The organism is Haemophilus parainfluenzae (assembly GCF_014931395.1).
Lineage (GTDB): Bacteria > Pseudomonadota > Gammaproteobacteria > Enterobacterales > Pasteurellaceae > Haemophilus_D.
The window spans coordinates 1,782,592-1,798,944 of the sequence record NZ_CP063120.1 but is presented as its reverse complement, the minus strand read 5'-3'; the positions used below and the strand labels follow the sequence as shown (position 1 = coordinate 1,798,944).

At 40.1% G+C, this 16,353-nt stretch carries 11 protein-coding genes; 9 read left to right on the top strand and 2 right to left on the bottom strand.

Going from position 1 to position 16,353, the window contains the following annotated elements:
- Positions 1-41: 41 nt before the first annotated feature.
- Entirely contained in the window at positions 42-1,973 is a 1,932-nt protein-coding gene (locus INP94_RS09040; RefSeq protein WP_197543397.1) for a MacB family efflux pump subunit, read from the bottom strand.
- An 18-nt stretch (positions 1,974-1,991) separates the two neighbouring features.
- A complete protein-coding gene (locus INP94_RS09035) occupies positions 1,992-3,173 on the bottom strand; it encodes an efflux RND transporter periplasmic adaptor subunit (protein ID WP_197543396.1) in 1,182 nt (393 codons plus the stop codon).
- A 222-nt stretch (positions 3,174-3,395) separates the two neighbouring features.
- Here INP94_RS09035 and glnS point away from each other — a divergent pair, with 222 nt between their 5' ends.
- The 9 genes from glnS to ribH all read left to right on the top strand — a co-directional run bounded on the left by glnS (position 3,396) and on the right by ribH (position 16,349).
- A complete protein-coding gene (gene glnS, locus INP94_RS09030; protein ID WP_197543395.1) occupies positions 3,396-5,069 on the top strand; it encodes a glutamine--tRNA ligase in 1,674 nt (557 codons plus the stop codon).
- 66 nt (positions 5,070-5,135) lie between these two features.
- The gene (locus INP94_RS09025; RefSeq protein ID WP_197543394.1) at positions 5,136-5,576 is read left to right on the top strand and encodes a YcgN family cysteine cluster protein; all 441 of its coding nucleotides are present in this window, start codon (positions 5,136-5,138) and stop codon (positions 5,574-5,576) included.
- Between the two features lie 138 nt (positions 5,577-5,714).
- On the top strand, positions 5,715-6,134 hold the full coding sequence (locus INP94_RS09020; protein WP_197543393.1) for a 4-alpha-glucanotransferase: 420 nt from the start codon (positions 5,715-5,717) through the stop codon (positions 6,132-6,134).
- 11 nt (positions 6,135-6,145) lie between these two features.
- Positions 6,146-8,335, top strand: a complete 2,190-nt coding sequence (gene glgB, locus INP94_RS09015; protein WP_197543392.1) for a 1,4-alpha-glucan branching protein GlgB — start codon at positions 6,146-6,148, stop codon at positions 8,333-8,335.
- A gap of 17 nt (positions 8,336-8,352) precedes the next feature.
- Positions 8,353-10,371: a glycogen debranching protein GlgX gene (gene glgX, locus INP94_RS09010; RefSeq protein WP_197543391.1), complete on the top strand. Its 2,019-nt coding sequence runs from the start codon at positions 8,353-8,355 to the stop codon at positions 10,369-10,371.
- Positions 10,361-11,659 carry a glucose-1-phosphate adenylyltransferase gene (glgC, locus tag INP94_RS09005; protein WP_005699011.1) on the top strand — a complete coding sequence of 433 codons (1,299 nt, stop codon included), beginning with the start codon at positions 10,361-10,363 and terminating at the stop codon, positions 11,657-11,659. The genes glgX and glgC overlap by 11 nt, the downstream gene beginning before the upstream one ends.
- 90 nt (positions 11,660-11,749) lie before the next feature.
- Positions 11,750-13,189 carry a glycogen synthase GlgA gene (glgA, locus tag INP94_RS09000; protein WP_197543390.1) on the top strand — a complete coding sequence of 480 codons (1,440 nt, stop codon included), beginning with the start codon at positions 11,750-11,752 and terminating at the stop codon, positions 13,187-13,189.
- A 115-nt stretch (positions 13,190-13,304) separates the two neighbouring features.
- Positions 13,305-15,770 (top strand): glycogen/starch/alpha-glucan phosphorylase, encoded by a 2,466-nt coding sequence (locus INP94_RS08995; protein ID WP_197543389.1) that lies wholly within the window; start codon positions 13,305-13,307, stop codon positions 15,768-15,770.
- Positions 15,771-15,875: 105 nt separating this feature from the next.
- A complete protein-coding gene (ribH, locus tag INP94_RS08990; protein ID WP_005695997.1) occupies positions 15,876-16,349 on the top strand; it encodes a 6,7-dimethyl-8-ribityllumazine synthase in 474 nt (157 codons plus the stop codon).
- Positions 16,350-16,353 lie beyond the last annotated feature (4 nt).

Below are 16,353 nucleotides of genomic sequence, written 5' to 3'. Positions count from 1 at the left end.
GTAAGAATTTTAACCGCTCTTTTGTGTTTTACAAAATTTCTTTATTCTCTCGCAAGGGCGGTAATTGGATCTAATTGCGCTGCACGTTTTGCCGGCATATAGCCGAAGATCACACCAATCAGGGTAGAGAAGACTACTGCCGCAACAATTGAGCCGGTAGAGAATGCCATCGTAAAGTCAGTCATAAATACGTTAAATAACAGACCGATTAAGCCCGAAAGCAGAATCCCCGTCACGCCACCAATTAAACAAATCAGCACGGCTTCAATTAAAAATTGTTGCAGAATATTAAATTGTCTCGCGCCAATAGCCATGCGTACACCAATTTCTTTGGTTCGCTCTGTCACGGAAACCAACATGATATTCATCACCCCAATCCCACCAACGATCAATGAAATAAAGGCGATAGAGGAAATGAGCAATTTCATCGTGCCTGTTGTGCTTTCAATAGTTTGTTTAATGGTATCGCTATTCATGATGAAGAAATCTTTTTTACCATGACGCATGGTGAGCAATTCAGTAATCCCTTTTTCAGCGACAGTAGTATTCACGGAATCATCCACTTTAACGGTAATCGAACCAATTTTTTTACTGCCCGAAATACGATTCATCACGGTGGTGTAAGGCGCATAGAGATTAAGTGAACTACTTGCCCCGCCCATTTGTTTATCAGATACCACGCCGATAATACGTAATGGACGTTTATTAAACATCACAATTTTGCCGATGGGGTTTTCATCTGGGAAAATCGACTTTTTCGCACTTTCATCGATTAAGGCTACTTGGTTGTTATCAGCAACATCTTGAGCAGAAAATAAATTACCGGATTTTAGTTTTAAGCCATCTACATCAAAATATTGTTCGCCTACACCTTTTAAACTGGTCGAGGAGAAAGTTTGGTTGCCATAAATCAATGTGCCACTTGATGAGCTATTCGGGGTGACACTTTGTACATAGCTTTGTTGATTTAAGGCAGTGGCATCATTAATTGTGAGATTCTGCATTTGTTCAGCACGACGATCGCCAAAGCCTGTACCATTAAAGATGGTCATGGTACTTGTACCAATACCTTTGATATTCTCTAAGATTTTTTGTTGTGAACCATTTCCCAATGCCACGACGGAAACCACAGAGGTAATCCCGATAATAATCCCGAGCATGGTTAAAAGAGAACGCATTTTGTGGGCAATAATGGCACTCACAGACATACGAAAGGCTTCGACAAATTGATCTTTGCTAAACCCAAAGTGCGGTTTAGATTTGGTTGGATTTTCGACCGCACTTTTTACTGTTTCTTTTTGCGTATCGCCAATGATTTCACCATCTTTAATTTCAATCACACGATTCGCACTGGCGGCAATTTCTCGGTCATGGGTTACCATAATAATGGTGTGGCCTTCTGCGTGTAATTGGCGCAGAATTTCCATTACATTTTGACCACTTTGCGAATCCAATGCACCAGTGGGTTCATCGGCTAAAATAATTTCACCGCCATTCATCAACGCACGCGCAATACTCACACGTTGCTGCTGACCACCAGAAAGCTGGCCTGGTTTATTTTGCCATTTATCGCCTAAACCCAATTTTTCTAAAAGTTGTTTTGCACGAGAAAGGCGTTTTTCTTGCGACATTCCTGCATAAATAGCAGGCAAGGCGACGTTTTCTGCTGCGGTCAAGCTCGACAATAAGTTATAGCGTTGGAAAATAAAGCCGAATTTTTGGCTACGTAAATCTGAAAGTTGATCTTTGCTTAATTCAATGGTTTCTTTCCCATTGATTTTGTAAGAACCACTGGTTGCCGTATCCAAGCATCCGATGATATTCATCAAGGTCGATTTACCCGAACCCGATTGCCCAATAATCGCCACAAAATCGCCTTTTTCAATATTCAAAGAGACATTCTTTAAAATATGAACGCGATTTTCGCCTTCACCGAAGTAACGGTTGAGATCCTTAATTTCAATAATATTCATTAATTTTCTACCGCACTTTTAGAACATTCTTGGACCACGAGGCATAGAGCCAACTTGTTCACCATTTGCAACTTGCGACACAATGACTTTTTCACCTTCGTTTAAACCCGATTTGATTTCAGTTTTGAAATCATTTTGAACACCGGTTTCAACTTCGCGAGGTTCAGGCTGATTTTTGTCATTTAATACATTGACAAAGCTTTTACCATCACGTTTTTGAATAGCCATATTGGAAACCAATAACACATCTTTCGCGTTGGCAATTTTGATGTTGTTTTCTGTCGTCATTCCGATGCGTAAAGTTCGATCAGGATTATCAATCAGTACATTGGCATAATAGTAAATCGCACTGGTTGTGGAGCTGCTACTTGAACTTGTCGAAGATGATGTTGAAGAACTATCACTTGTCGTGGTATTGGCTGGATCAACAGAATCAATGACGGAGTGATACACGGTTTGGCTATCCGATAAAATAGTAAAGCTAACTTCTTGACCTGCTTTAACTTTGGTAATGTCGCCTTCTGAAATTTCAGGCTTAATTTTCATTTTGCTTAAATCAGCAATGGTTACAATCGTTGGAGTCGTTTGGTTGGCATTAACAGTTTGACCTTCAGAAACGGGTACAGAAATAACAGTACCGTCCATTGGAGCGGTGATTTTGGTGTAACCCACATTGGTTTCAGCGGTATTCACTTCAATTTCAGCTTGTTTGATATTGGCTTCAATGGCTTCCATTTCAGCTTTCGCATTATCAAGGGTGCTTTTTGCGGTATTCACACTATCCAAAGATGTTGCTTTTTGCGTATAAAGTTTTGATAAGCGGTTATAGCTTGAAAGGGCTACATCGTAAGCGGTTATCTTCGCTTTTAATTGTGCTTGATAGCTAACCAATGCCGCCTTTTTGGTATTTAAGGTATTAATTTGGGTTGTGGAATCAATATCCGCGATCATTTCGCCTTTTTTGATTTCTTGCCCTAATTTGACATAGAGTTTGGTGATTTTACCCGAAACTTGGGCACCAACATCCACTTCATTCACGCTTTTAACTGAACCCGAAGCGACAACTGTTTTTTCCACATTGCCACGTGTAACGGATTCCGTCAGATAAGTCGTTTCTTGTTTGCTATTGCTTGAGAAAAAATAATAAGCTGCACCAGCAGCAACGGCTAATCCAAGTAAAATAAAAAAGCGTTTTTTCATAAAGACTTTGTCATCCTAATAAAAAAATGAACGTTTGTTCAGTAAAGAGGTATTCTAAAGGTAAACTTTTCAGTTTGCACGAAAAATCTTCAAGTTAGACCTAAAAATCCTAAAAAATTCAGTATTAATTTAATGAAAGTGCGGTTAGTTTTGGGATCAAATTCACAACGCCATTCTTTTCGTATAGAATGGCGTAATTATTTTCAATTTATTGAGAAATTTATGAGCAATACAGAACACACTCTAGAAAATGCGGAAAATACCCGCACACACAATTTCATTACTCAAATTATTGATGAAGATTTAGCTTCTGGTAAACACAAAAGCGTTCATACTCGTTTTCCACCTGAGCCGAACGGCTATTTGCATATCGGTCACGCAAAATCGATTTGCTTAAACTTCGGTTTAGCAAAAGAATATAATGGTTTATGTAACCTACGTTTTGATGATACCAACCCAGTGAAAGAAGATGTGGAATATGTGGATTCCATTAAAGCCGATGTGGAATGGTTAGGCTTTAAATGGGAAGGCGAACCGCGTTATGCGTCTGATTACTTCGATGCACTTTATGGCTATGCGATTGAGTTAATCGAGAAAGGTTTAGCCTATGTAGATGAACTTTCACCAGACCAAATGCGTGAATATCGTGGTACATTAACTGAGCCGGGCAAAAACAGTCCATATCGTGATCGCAGCGTAGAAGAAAATCTCGCGTTATTCGAAAGAATGAAAAACGGTGAGTTTGCGGAAGGGACATTAAGTCTTCGTGCGAAAATCGACATGGCCTCACCATTTATGGTCATGCGTGACCCTGTGCTTTATCGTATTAAATTTGCGAGCCATCACCAAACTGGTGATAAATGGTGCATTTACCCAATGTACGATTTCACTCACTGTATCTCTGATGCAATTGAGCGTATTACACACTCTTTATGTACATTAGAGTTCCAAGATAATCGTCGTTTATATGACTGGGTGTTGGAAAATATCAGTATTGAACGTCCATTACCGCATCAATATGAATTCTCTCGTTTAAATTTAGAAGGTACGTTAACGTCTAAACGGAAATTATTGAAATTAGTGAACGACGGCATTGTAGATGGTTGGAATGACCCGCGTATGCCAACGATTTCAGGTTTACGTCGTCGCGGTTATACACCTGCTTCGTTACGTGAATTCTGCCGTCGTATCGGTGTGACTAAACAAGATAACGTTGTAGAGTATTCTGCACTTGAAGCCTGTATTCGTGAAGATTTAAACGAAAATGCACCACGTGCAATGGCGGTGATTGATCCTGTTCGCGTAGTGATTGAAAACTTTGAAGGCGAAGAAACCTTAACGGCACCAAATCACCCAAATCGCCCTGAATTAGGTGAGCGTCAATTACCGTTTACAAAAGAGCTTTATATTGATCGCGCAGACTTCCGTGAAGAAGCAAACAAACAATATAAACGTTTAGTATTAGGTAAAGAAGTGCGTTTGCGTAACGCTTACGTGATTAAAGCGGAGCGTGTCGAAAAAGATGCAAATGGTGAAATCACCACCATCTTCTGTACTTACGATCCAGAAACCTTAGGTAAAAATCCATCCGATGGTCGTAAAGTGAAAGGGGTGATTCACTGGGTATCTGCAGTGCATAATCATCCGGCAGAGTTCCGTTTATACGAGCGTCTTTTCACTGTACCAAATCCAGGTGCAGCAGAAGACATCGAAAGCGTGTTAAATCCAACCTCTTTAGTGGTGAAACACGGTTTTGTAGAACAAAGCCTTGCAAATGCAGAACCAGAAAAAGGTTACCAATTTGAACGCGAAGGTTATTTCTGTGCGGATAACAAAGACAGCCGCCCAGAGCACTTAGTGTTTAACTTAACCGTAAGCTTAAAAGAAGGCTTCTAATTCTAAACAACAAAGTGCGGTCAAAAATCACGTAAATTTTGACCGCACTTTTTTATTGGTTTCACTATGCAATTTGAATCTCATTTTTGGCAAACAAAATCGCTCCTTGAAATGACGGAATCCGAATGGGAAGCCCTATGTGATGGCTGCGGGAAATGCTGTTATCGGAAATATATTCAAGGGCGGGGAAAGCGTGAAAAACTCTATTACACGCGCATTGCTTGCAATCTATTAGATGTGGAAACAGGAAAGTGTCGTAATTATTCTGAACGTTTTAAAATCGAAAGTGATTGCACCAAATTAACCAAAAAGAACTTGCCTGATTTTGGTTGGTTGCCGAATACCTGTGCCTATCGTTTATTGTATGAAGGTAAACCTTTGCCAGAATGGCATCCATTAGTTAGTGGCAATCCTGATTCTGTTAAAAATGCAGGCATTTTAATTCCAGATGGCGTGCATGAAGAAGATGTCATTGATTGGTTTGAATTTGTCATTGAAACTGAATAATTTAAATTTCGTTGTTTTTTTATTCTCTTTAAACTTTGTTTTTTGATTTAGGTCACAATTTGCAAGATTGGCAATTGTATTTCAATTGTGCTTACTTATAATACTTATTAAGTATTATATAGATGTATCATTCGTTGTATGCAAATGTCCTTCTCACTTAAACAATCTGCTGAAAAACTTGGCATTTCGTTTTCCCATTATGATATTAATGGGCATTTGATTGATGCATCGCCAACCAGTGTTGATTATTTTATCGAGCAGTTGCAATTTCCGCCGAATATTGGACAAAATCAGCCGTTCCAAAATGTCATATGTGCCTTTGAAAATGAACCCATTCATGATGATTTAATCGCGTTTTCTTCTCCTCCTGATGCTTCTTTGCGTTATCAGTTGCTCGACGAGCAAAACCAAATTCAGCTTGAAAAAAACATTCCATATTCAACCGCACTTTCATTCATTGCCTGCTTTGCCTGTTATCTATCATCGTTTAATGCTTTTTGCTGCTCAACAAACGAGAAAATACAATCGGTTGTAAATAATCAAGCTTACAAAGCATAAAGGAGTATGTCATGACGAAATTAGTCGCTCAATCAGTAATTAATTCATTTTTTGATGGCAAACATGCCGATCCTTTTGCTGTATTAGGCATGCATGAAACTCACAATGGTATTGAGATTCGTGCTTTATTACCCGATGCAGATAAAGTCGAAGTGATTGATAAAGAAAGTCAATCCATCGTTGTCGAACTAGAAAAACTGGATGACCGCGGATTTTTTGCTGCTATTGTGCCAGAGATTCACCATTTCTTTACCTACCAATTAAAAGTGTATTGGGGCGTAGAAGCCCAAATTATTGAAGATCCGTACCGTTTCCATCCGATGATTAATGACTTGGATCAATGGCTATTGGCAGAAGGTTCGTTATTGCGTCCTTATGAAGTATTAGGTGCACATTTTACTGAATGTGACAGTGTACCGGGCGTAAATTTCCGTGTATGGGCGCCAAATGCTAAACGCGTTTCGTTGGTCGGTGATTTTAACTATTGGGACGGTCGTCGTCATCCAATGCGTTTCCATCCGGCAAGTGGTGTGTGGGAGTTATTCTTACCAAAAGCCAGTCTAGGGCAACGCTATAAATTTGAATTGATTGATTGCAATGGCAACCTTCGTTTAAAAGCTGACCCTTATGCATTCAGAGCGGAATTGCGCCCAGATACTGCATCAGAAATCAGTATGTTGCCGGATGTAGTCGAAATGACGGAGCAATGTCGTAAAGCGAACCAACGCAACCAACCCATTTCGATTTATGAAGTACATTTGGGATCATGGCGTCGTAATTTAGAGAATAATTTCTGGCTTGATTATGATCAAATTTCCGATGAGCTCATTCCTTATGTTAAACATATGGGCTTTACGCATATTGAGTTTTTGCCACTCTCCGAATTCCCATTCGATGGGTCTTGGGGGTATCAACCGATAGGGCTGTATTCTCCAACGAGTCGTTTTGGTACACCAGAAGGCTTTAAACGATTAGTCGAAAAAGCCCACAAAGCAGGCATTAATGTGATTTTAGACTGGGTGCCAGGGCATTTCCCAAGTGATACACATGGCTTAGTCGCCTTTGATGGTACAGCCTTATATGAACATGCTGACCCACGTGAAGGCTATCATCAAGACTGGAATACCTTAATTTATAACTATGGTCGTAATGAAGTGAGAAACTTCTTATCCAGTAATGCACTGTATTGGCTTGAACGATTTGGTGTTGATGGTATCCGTGTAGATGCGGTCGCATCAATGATTTATCGCGATTATAGCCGAGCTGAAGGCGAATGGATTCCGAATCAATATGGCGGTCGTGAAAACTTAGAAGCCATTGAATTCTTAAAACATACCAACTGGAAAATCCATTCTGAAGTGTCTGGCGCGATTTCGATTGCGGAAGAATCCACTTCTTTCGGTGGCGTAACCCATCCGACAGAAAACGGTGGTCTTGGATTTAATTTTAAATGGAACATGGGCTGGATGAATGACACCCTAAGTTATATGAAACTCGATCCAGTTTATCGTCGTTATCATCACGACAAAATGACCTTCGGAATGATTTATCAATACAGCGAGAACTTTGTGTTACCGCTTTCTCATGATGAAGTCGTACATGGAAAATGTTCGTTACTCGGCAAAATGCCTGGCGATACATGGCAAAAATTCGCTAATTTACGTGCCTATTACGGTTATATGTGGGGCTATCCAGGCAAGAAATTATTATTCATGGGGAATGAATTTGCTCAAGGTCGTGAATGGAATTATGAAGAAAGTTTGGATTGGTTCTTACTTGACGAAAACCATGGTGGCCTATGGCATAAAGGCGTATTGCAATTAGTCAAAGATTTGAACGGAATTTATCAAAAAAATGCACCGCTCTTTGAATTAGACGGTGAACCGGAAGGCTTTGATTGGTTAGTGGTAGATGATGCGGAAAATTCAGTCTTTGCTTTTGAACGTAAAAGCACTGATGGTGAACGCATTATCGTGATCAGTAACTTCACACCTGTGCCACGAGAAGGCTATCGCATTGGGGTCAATGCCGCGGGTGAATACGAAGAAATTTTGAATACTGACTCAATGTATTATCAAGGTTCAAACGTAGGTAATTTTGGCTTGGTAGAAAGTGAAGAAATTGCAAGTCACGGACGTGAAAATTCGATTAGCGTGACCATTCCGCCACTCGCAACGATCTATTTAAAATATAAAGCATAACAATAGCGAAGAACACGATGTTTAGTATTTATAATAATGGCAAACCTTCCCCAATGGGATACTCTCAAACGCGGGAAAACGGCCTAAAAATTTCGAATTTTGCGCTGTTTTCTAGTGCGGCGGATGCTGTTGAACTTTGCTTGTTCCGTGATGGCAAAGAAAGCTGTTTTGCCATGAGTAGAACCGATAATATTTGGCATGTGGCAATTGAAGGCGTTGAGTTAAATGATGAGTATGCGTTCAGAATCACAGGCAAAAATGACCGCACTTTAGCCAATCCACAAAAGTTAATGCTTGATCCTTATGCGAAAGCAGTAAGCCATAAACCGGATTTAAGCTCACCAGAAGCCCGTTCCATTTTCTTGTTAAATGATGAACGAGATAATGCCGCCGTTGCACCTAAAGGTCGCATTGTGGATGAGCATTTTGATTGGTCAGGGGATTGCAAGCCGTCTATTCCTTGGGCTCAAACCATTGTATATGAATTAAATGTTAAAGGATTTAGCCAATTAAATTCCCGTATTCCAGAAAATATCCGTGGTACTTATGCGGCGTTAGCTCACCCCGAAAACATTGCGTACTTTAAATCATTGGGTATTACCAGTCTTGAATTGCTCCCTGTGAATTTCTTCATTGATGAACCACATTTACAAGAAAAAGGATTACGTAATTATTGGGGCTATAACCCATTAGCCATGTTTGCTTTAGAGCCGAGTTACGCTGCTGATCAAAAACAGCCTTTGAACGAATTTAAAAGCATGGTGAAAGCCTTGCATCAAGCAGGTATTGAAGTGATTTTAGATGTGGTATTTAACCATACGGCTGAATCCGAAAAATCATTTCCGACATTTTGCCAGCGTGGTATTGATGATAAAACCTATTACTGGCAAAACGAGCATGGTGATTACCTCAACTGGACGGGTTGCGGCAATATGCTCAATCTTGCCAATGACGTCACTCGCAAATGGGTATTAGATTGCTTACGTTACTGGGTAACAGAATGCCATGTGGATGGTTTCCGTTTTGATTTAGCCACGGTACTTGGTCGTGAAACGCCTGATTTCAATCCAAATGCAAAATTGTTTGCGGAAATGGAACAGGATGACGTTCTACAACAAATTAAATTAATCGCAGAACCTTGGGATATTGGTCATTACGGTTACCAAGTCGGTTATTTTCCAGCCTATTTTTCTCAATGGAATGATCGTTTCCGTGATGATATGTGTCGTTTTTGGTTATGGCAAAGTGGTGAAGTGGGTGCCTTTGCAGAACGTTTTGCTGGCTCTAGCGATATTTTTAAACGAGAAGAACGATTACCGCATGGTAGCTTGAACTTTATTACTGCTCATGATGGTTTTACGTTACGAGATTTAGTGAGCTATAACCATAAACACAATGACGCTAACGGTGAAGAGAATCGTGACGGACGCAATGAAAATTATAGCTACAATCATGGCATTGAAGGTTCTCAACTGGATTTAGCTGATGAATGGCAAAGTGCGGTCGAAAATAACCGTGTTTTATCAGAAAAAGGCTTGTTAGGCTCTTTATTACTGGCAAATGGTGTACCCATGCTGCTTGCTGGGGATGAGTTCGGCAACAGCCAATATGGCAACAACAATGCCTATTGCCAAGATAACGAAATTACGTGGTTAAAGTGGGATGATTTTAACCAAACCCTATTTGACTTTACCAAGCAAACCATTGCATTACGAAAAAAAATTCAAAGTTTGCAACAGGAGGCTTGGTGGTCGGATGAAAATGTCGAGTGGTTGAATACTGGGGGAAACCCGATGACCCTAGACGATTGGCATAATCGGGAAAGCAAAGCCCTACAAGTTATGTTAGATGGCAAATATCTTTTCTTAATTAATGCAAAAACTGAACCGCAATCTTTTTATTTGCCAAAGGGTAAATGGAAAAAGATTGCCGAAACTGAAAATAGCGTGATTCAACAATGTGATGTGAGCGGTATAGCATTTGAAGTGTTGGAACATATGGATGATAAAAACGATGGAGTTTGTTATGAAAAGTGATCTTAATAAATATGAATTAGTTAAAGATACTTTAGTGCTTATTTTGGCTGGTGGTCGTGGTTCTCGCTTACATGAATTAACCGATAAACGTGCTAAACCTGCGTTATATTTTGGTGGTAATCGTCGCATTATTGATTTTGCGCTTTCCAACTGTATTAACTCAGGCCTGAATCGCATCGGTGTTGTAACCCAGTATGCCGCTCACTCTTTATTACGCCATTTACAAACAGGTTGGTCATTCTTACCGCAAGAGCGTGGTGAATTCGTTGATATGTTACCTGCCCGTCAACAAATTGATGATTCTACGTGGTACCGTGGTACAGCGGATGCGGTGTATCAAAATATGGCGATTATCCGTAATCACTATCGTCCAAAATACATTTTGATTCTTGCCGGCGACCATATTTATAAACAAGATTACAGTGTCATGTTGATGGATCACGTGAGAAGTGGAGCAAAATGTACAGTAGGCTGTATTGAGGTACCACGTTCTGAAGCCAGTGAATTTGGTGTCATGGCGGTAAACGAAAACCTTAAAGTGAAAGCCTTCGTTGAAAAACCAAAAGATCCACCTGCCATGGTGGGTAAACCAGATACGTCGCTAGCCTCTATGGGGATCTACGTGTTTGATGCTGAGTATCTCTATAAAATGCTTGATAGAGAAGTGAATACCCCTTGCACATCTCATGACTTTGGTAAAGATGTTTTGCCAAAATGCTTGGAAGAAGGCGTGCTTTATGCGCATCCATTCAGCCGTTCTTGTATGGGCCGAAACACTGAAGGTGAAATTTACTGGCGTGATGTGGGTACACTCGATAGTTTCTGGCAAGCGAATATCGATTTAGTTTCAGAGCATCCACAATTAGATATTTATGATCAAAGCTGGCCAATTCGTGGTAATCCAGTGCAGGCTTATCCATCTAAATTCTTCTATAAAAAAGCGAATGTTAAACCGGTAGATAACTCGCTTATCGGTGGTGGCTGTGTGATTACCGATGCATCTATTAGTAACTCGGTGTTGTTTGATAGAGTCAAAATTGATGAAGACTCTTCTGTGGATCACTGCGTCGTGTTACCGCAAGTACAAATTGGTAAAAATTGTACATTGAAAGATTGTATTATTGATCGCCATTGTATTATTCCAGATGGTATGGAAATCGGTGTGGATAAAGCCCTTGACAGTAAACGTTTCCGTGTAAGTTCTACCGGTAAAGTCGTACTTGTAACCTCAACAATGTTGAAAAAATTGCAAGGTGAAGAAGTCACTAACGAAGAACATTTGGATTAAAGTGCGGTCAATTTTGACAGTATTTTAAGTGAAGTAAAAAGATTGTGCTGTTATCAATGACAGCACAATTTTAAGTATAAAAGGAAAATTATGAGAGTTTTACATGTTTGCTCGGAGCTGTATCCCTTACTCAAAACCGGCGGACTCGCTGATGTTTTAGGGGCATTACCTTTTGCACAAAAAGAAATTGGTATCGATACACGTATTTTATTGCCGGCTTATCCAAAAATTTCTGCAGGCATTGAGAATACGCATGTCGTCACAGAATTTGATAATTTTGCAGGTCATGTTGTATTGCGTTATGGCGAATACAATGGCGTGGGGATTTATCTGATTGATGCACCACATCTCTATTGGCGAGAAGGGAATCCTTATCATGATACCGATTACAACGATTATGCTGATAACTATAAACGCTTTGCTTTATTAGGCTGGGTGGGCGCTGAGCTTGCGACAGGCTTAGATAGCTGGTGGCGAGCTGAAGTAGTGCATGCTCATGATTGGCATGCTGGCTTAGCCGCCGCTTATCTCTTTAATAAAGGTCGTCCTGCAAAATCAGTATTTACGATTCATAACCTGGCATATCAAGGACAATTTGCCCACCGTCATTTACATGAAATTGGATTGCCAGAAGGGATGTTCCATGTTGATGGTTTAGAGTTATTTGGCCAAATTTCATATTTGAAAGCAGGTCTCTATTATTCTGATATGGTCACAGCAGTGAGTCCAACTTATGCGAAAGAAATCACTACACCAGACTTTGCTTATGGCTTGCAAGGCTTATTAACAGGCCTACGTGAAGCAGGTAAGTTGGTGGGGATTTTAAATGGCGTGGATCAAGAAATTTGGCATCCAAGTTGTGATGCTTATATTCAGCATCACTACAAATTGAAATCCATTGCGGGCAAGAAGAAAAATAAAGCGGATTTGCAAGCTTATTTCAATTTACCCCAACAACCTGATGCACTTTTATTTGTGATGGTGACTCGCTTAACCGAACAAAAAGGCGTGGATTTACTGATTGCCACAGCGGATGAAATTGTTAAACAAGGTGGTCAATTAACTATTCTCGGTTCGGGTGCAAAACATTTGGAAGAGGGAATTTGCCAATTAGCACAACGTTACCCAGAAAATATTGCAGTAAAAATTGGTTATGATGAAGCACTTTCACATTTGATGGTTGCCGGTGGTGATGTCATTTTGGTACCAAGCCGCTTTGAACCTTGTGGATTAACTCAATTATATGGGTTGCAATATGGCACATTGCCGCTTGTTCGTGCAACGGGAGGATTAGCAGATACCGTGACCAACAGTACAAGTGAAACCATTAAAGAGCGTACTGCAACAGGTTTTGTATTCCAAAAAGCCGAAGCAGATGATTTACGAAGTGCTATCCAGCATGCCTTTGCCTTGTGGCAAAAACAACGTGTTTGGGCGATGGTGCGTAATAATGCCATGGCACAGGACTTTAGTTGGAAAAATGCGGCCGCTCAATATGAGCAGCTCTATTTAAGCATTTTAAACTCATAATTCAATGGATTGACTCCCTCTTCGAAATAATCGCCTTTGAAGGGGGAATTTTTGTTGTTTTTTTCGTAAAAAAGCTTAAAATTTGCGCGATTTTTTTATTGAGGTTTTATTTTCTATGATCATGGACAATTTTGATTCGCCATTTCTCTACAATCGACCAAGTCTTGATGTTGAAGGCGTGAAAAAAGCAATTGTTTATAAATTAATTTTCTTAATTGGTCGTTCACCAAAAGAGGCGAGTCAACGCGACTGGCTAAATGCGACCCTTCATGCGGTACGTGATTTAGTGACTGAAGGCTGGATTACCACCGCTCGTCAATCTCGTGCAGAAGAAACTCGTCGTGTTTATTACCTTTCTATGGAATTCTTAATCGGCCGTACACTTTCTAATGCGATGATCGCAGAAGGTGTTTATGACGTGGCAGAAAAAGCCCTAGCTGAATTAAATGTTAATTTGGAAGAGATTATTGAAAAAGAAGTGGATCCAGGTTTAGGTAACGGGGGGTTAGGTCGCCTTGCTGCTTGCTTTATGGACTCACTGGCAACATTAGCCATTCCTGCGATGGGTTACGGTATTCGTTATGAATACGGTATGTTCCGTCAAAAAATTGAAAATGGTCAACAAGTTGAACGTCCGGATGATTGGTTGGAAAAAGGTGCACCTTGGGAATTTATGCGTCCATCAAAACGTTTCAGTATTGATTTTGGTGGTCATATTTATTTTGAAGATAAAAAATGTATCTGGAATCCGGCTGAAAAAGTGACCGCACTTGCATACGACCAAATGATCCCAGGCTACAAAAATGATTCGGCATCGACTTTACGTTTATGGTCTGCGCATGGTGGAGAATTATTTGATTTAGAAGAATTTAATCGTGGTGATCATTTAGCGGCGGTGGCAACGCGTTCAGCTAACCAAAACCTTTCTCGTGTACTTTATCCTGATGATTCCACCTGGAATGGTCGTGAGTTACGCTTACGTCAAGAGTACTTCTTAGTATCAGCTTCTTTGCAAGATATTCTCCGTCGCCATTTAAGAACACACGGTACATTGAATAATCTTGCTGATAAAGTGGCGATTCACTTGAATGATACCCACCCGGCATTAGCGATTCCTGAGTTGATGCGTATTTTAATCGATTTACACGGTTACTCATGGCAAAACGCTTGGGATGTGACTCGTCGTATTTTCTCTTACACTTGCCATACTTTAATGTCAGAAGCATTAGAAACCTGGCCGGTAGAAATGATGGCGAAGATCTTACCTCGTCACTTACAAATGATTTTTGAAATTAATGATCATTTCCTTGAATATGTGAAAACGTATGTCACGACTGATATGGATTTTATCCGTCGCGTTTCACTTATCGAAGAAGGATATCAACGTAAAGTGCGCATGGGATGGTTGTCCGTTGTCGGTTCTCATAAAGTGAACGGTGTTGCGGCAATTCACTCAGATCTTATGGTGACATCAACCTTTGCTGATTTTGCTCGTATCTATCCAGAACGTTTCACCAATGTAACAAACGGTGTGACACCACGTCGTTGGCTTGCCGTAGCGAACCCGAAATTAGCGGCTTTATTTGATCAATATATTGGTTCTGAATGGCGTTGCGATTTAAGCCAAATTGAAAAACTTAAAGCGTTTGCAGATAAAGGTGAATTTAAGCGTGCAGTTGCTGATATTAAATACGATAACAAAGTGAAATTAGCACAATATGTGAAGAAAACACTTGATATCAATTTAGATCCACATGCTTTATTTGACGTACAAGTAAAACGTATTCACGAATACAAACGTCAAATGCTTAATGTGTTACACATTATTGCTCGTTACAACGAAATGTTGGCACACCCAGAAAAAGATTGGCAGCCACGTGTGTTCATTTTAGCGGGTAAAGCGGCTTCAGCTTACTATGCAGCAAAACAAACCATTCGTTTAATTAACGATGTCGCGAATGTTATCAATAATGATGAACGCTTAAAAGGTCGCTTAAAAGTTGTCTTTATCCCGAACTACAGCGTAAGTCTTGCACAATTAATCATTCCAGCGGCAGATATTTCTGAGCAAATCTCTCTTGCAGGAACAGAAGCATCAGGTACCAGTAACATGAAGTTTGCCTTAAATGGTGCGTTAACATTGGGTACGCTTGATGGAGCGAACGTTGAGATTTTAGATAATGTTGGTGAAGACCACATCTTTATCTTTGGTAATACGGTTGAACAAGTGGAAGCATTACGTCGTGAAGGTTATCGTCCGTTTGATTATTATCAAAATGACGAGCAATTACGTGAAGTTATTGACCAAATTATCCGTGGTGATTTCTCGCCGGAAGAACCGAATCGTTATCACTCTCTCATTCAAGGTTTACAATACCACGATTATTACCAATCTTTTGCTGATTTCCGCAGTTATGTGGAAGCGCAAAAAGCAGTAGATAAAAAATATCAAGATCGTGACGTATGGATAGCAAGTACCATTCAAAATATGGTGAACATGGGCTTCTTCTCATCAGACCGTACAATTCTTGAATATGCGAAAAATATCTGGAAAATTGAACCGTTAAAACTCGAGAAGTAAGTTCTTTTCCACTCATAGAAAACCCTGTCGGATTATTTCCACAGGGTTTCTTTTTATGCTAAAATCCACCGTCAAATTTATTGTTCATTCAGATTAGGAAAAAGTATGAAAGTTTTAGAAGGTGCGGTAGCGGCGCCAAATGCTAAAATCGCAGTGGTGATTGCTCGTTTTAACAGTTTTATTAATGAAAGTTTATTAGAAGGTGCGGTAGATGCATTAAAACGTATCGGCCAAGTGAAAGATGAGAATATTACAATCGTTCGTGCACCAGGTGCGTATGAACTTCCATTAGTCGCACGTCGCTTAGCTGAAAGCAAAAAATTTGATGCAATCGTCGCATTAGGTACTGTGATCCGTGGTGGTACAGCTCACTTTGAATATGTAGCGGGTGAAGCAAGTAGTGGTTTAGGTCAAGTGGCAATGCAAGCTGAAATTCCAGTGGCATTCGGTGTTTTAACAACCGAAAACATTGAACAAGCTATTGAACGTGCAGGTACTAAAGCAGGCAACAAAGGTGCAGAAGCAGCATTAACTGCACTTGAAATGGTGAACCTTTTACAACAAATTGATGCGGCATAATTCC

What these genes read in the sequence shown, in the direction of transcription:
- glgA (WP_197543390.1), top strand. Translation starts at nt 11,750, where the DNA reads ATGAGAGTTTTACATGTTTGCTCGGAGCTGTATCCCTTACTCAAAACC.
- glnS (WP_197543395.1), top strand. Translation starts at nt 3,396, where the DNA reads ATGAGCAATACAGAACACACTCTAGAAAATGCGGAAAATACCCGCACA.
- INP94_RS08995 (WP_197543389.1), top strand. Translation starts at nt 13,305, where the DNA reads ATGATCATGGACAATTTTGATTCGCCATTTCTCTACAATCGACCAAGT.
- INP94_RS09035 (WP_197543396.1), bottom strand. Translation starts at nt 3,173, where the DNA reads ATGAAAAAACGCTTTTTTATTTTACTTGGATTAGCCGTTGCTGCTGGT.
- ribH (WP_005695997.1), top strand. Translation starts at nt 15,876, where the DNA reads ATGAAAGTTTTAGAAGGTGCGGTAGCGGCGCCAAATGCTAAAATCGCA.
- INP94_RS09040 (WP_197543397.1), bottom strand. Translation starts at nt 1,973, where the DNA reads ATGAATATTATTGAAATTAAGGATCTCAACCGTTACTTCGGTGAAGGC.
- INP94_RS09020 (WP_197543393.1), top strand. Translation starts at nt 5,715, where the DNA reads ATGCAAATGTCCTTCTCACTTAAACAATCTGCTGAAAAACTTGGCATT.
- glgX (WP_197543391.1), top strand. Translation starts at nt 8,353, where the DNA reads ATGTTTAGTATTTATAATAATGGCAAACCTTCCCCAATGGGATACTCT.
- glgB (WP_197543392.1), top strand. Translation starts at nt 6,146, where the DNA reads ATGACGAAATTAGTCGCTCAATCAGTAATTAATTCATTTTTTGATGGC.
- glgC (WP_005699011.1), top strand. Translation starts at nt 10,361, where the DNA reads ATGAAAAGTGATCTTAATAAATATGAATTAGTTAAAGATACTTTAGTG.
- INP94_RS09025 (WP_197543394.1), top strand. Translation starts at nt 5,136, where the DNA reads ATGCAATTTGAATCTCATTTTTGGCAAACAAAATCGCTCCTTGAAATG.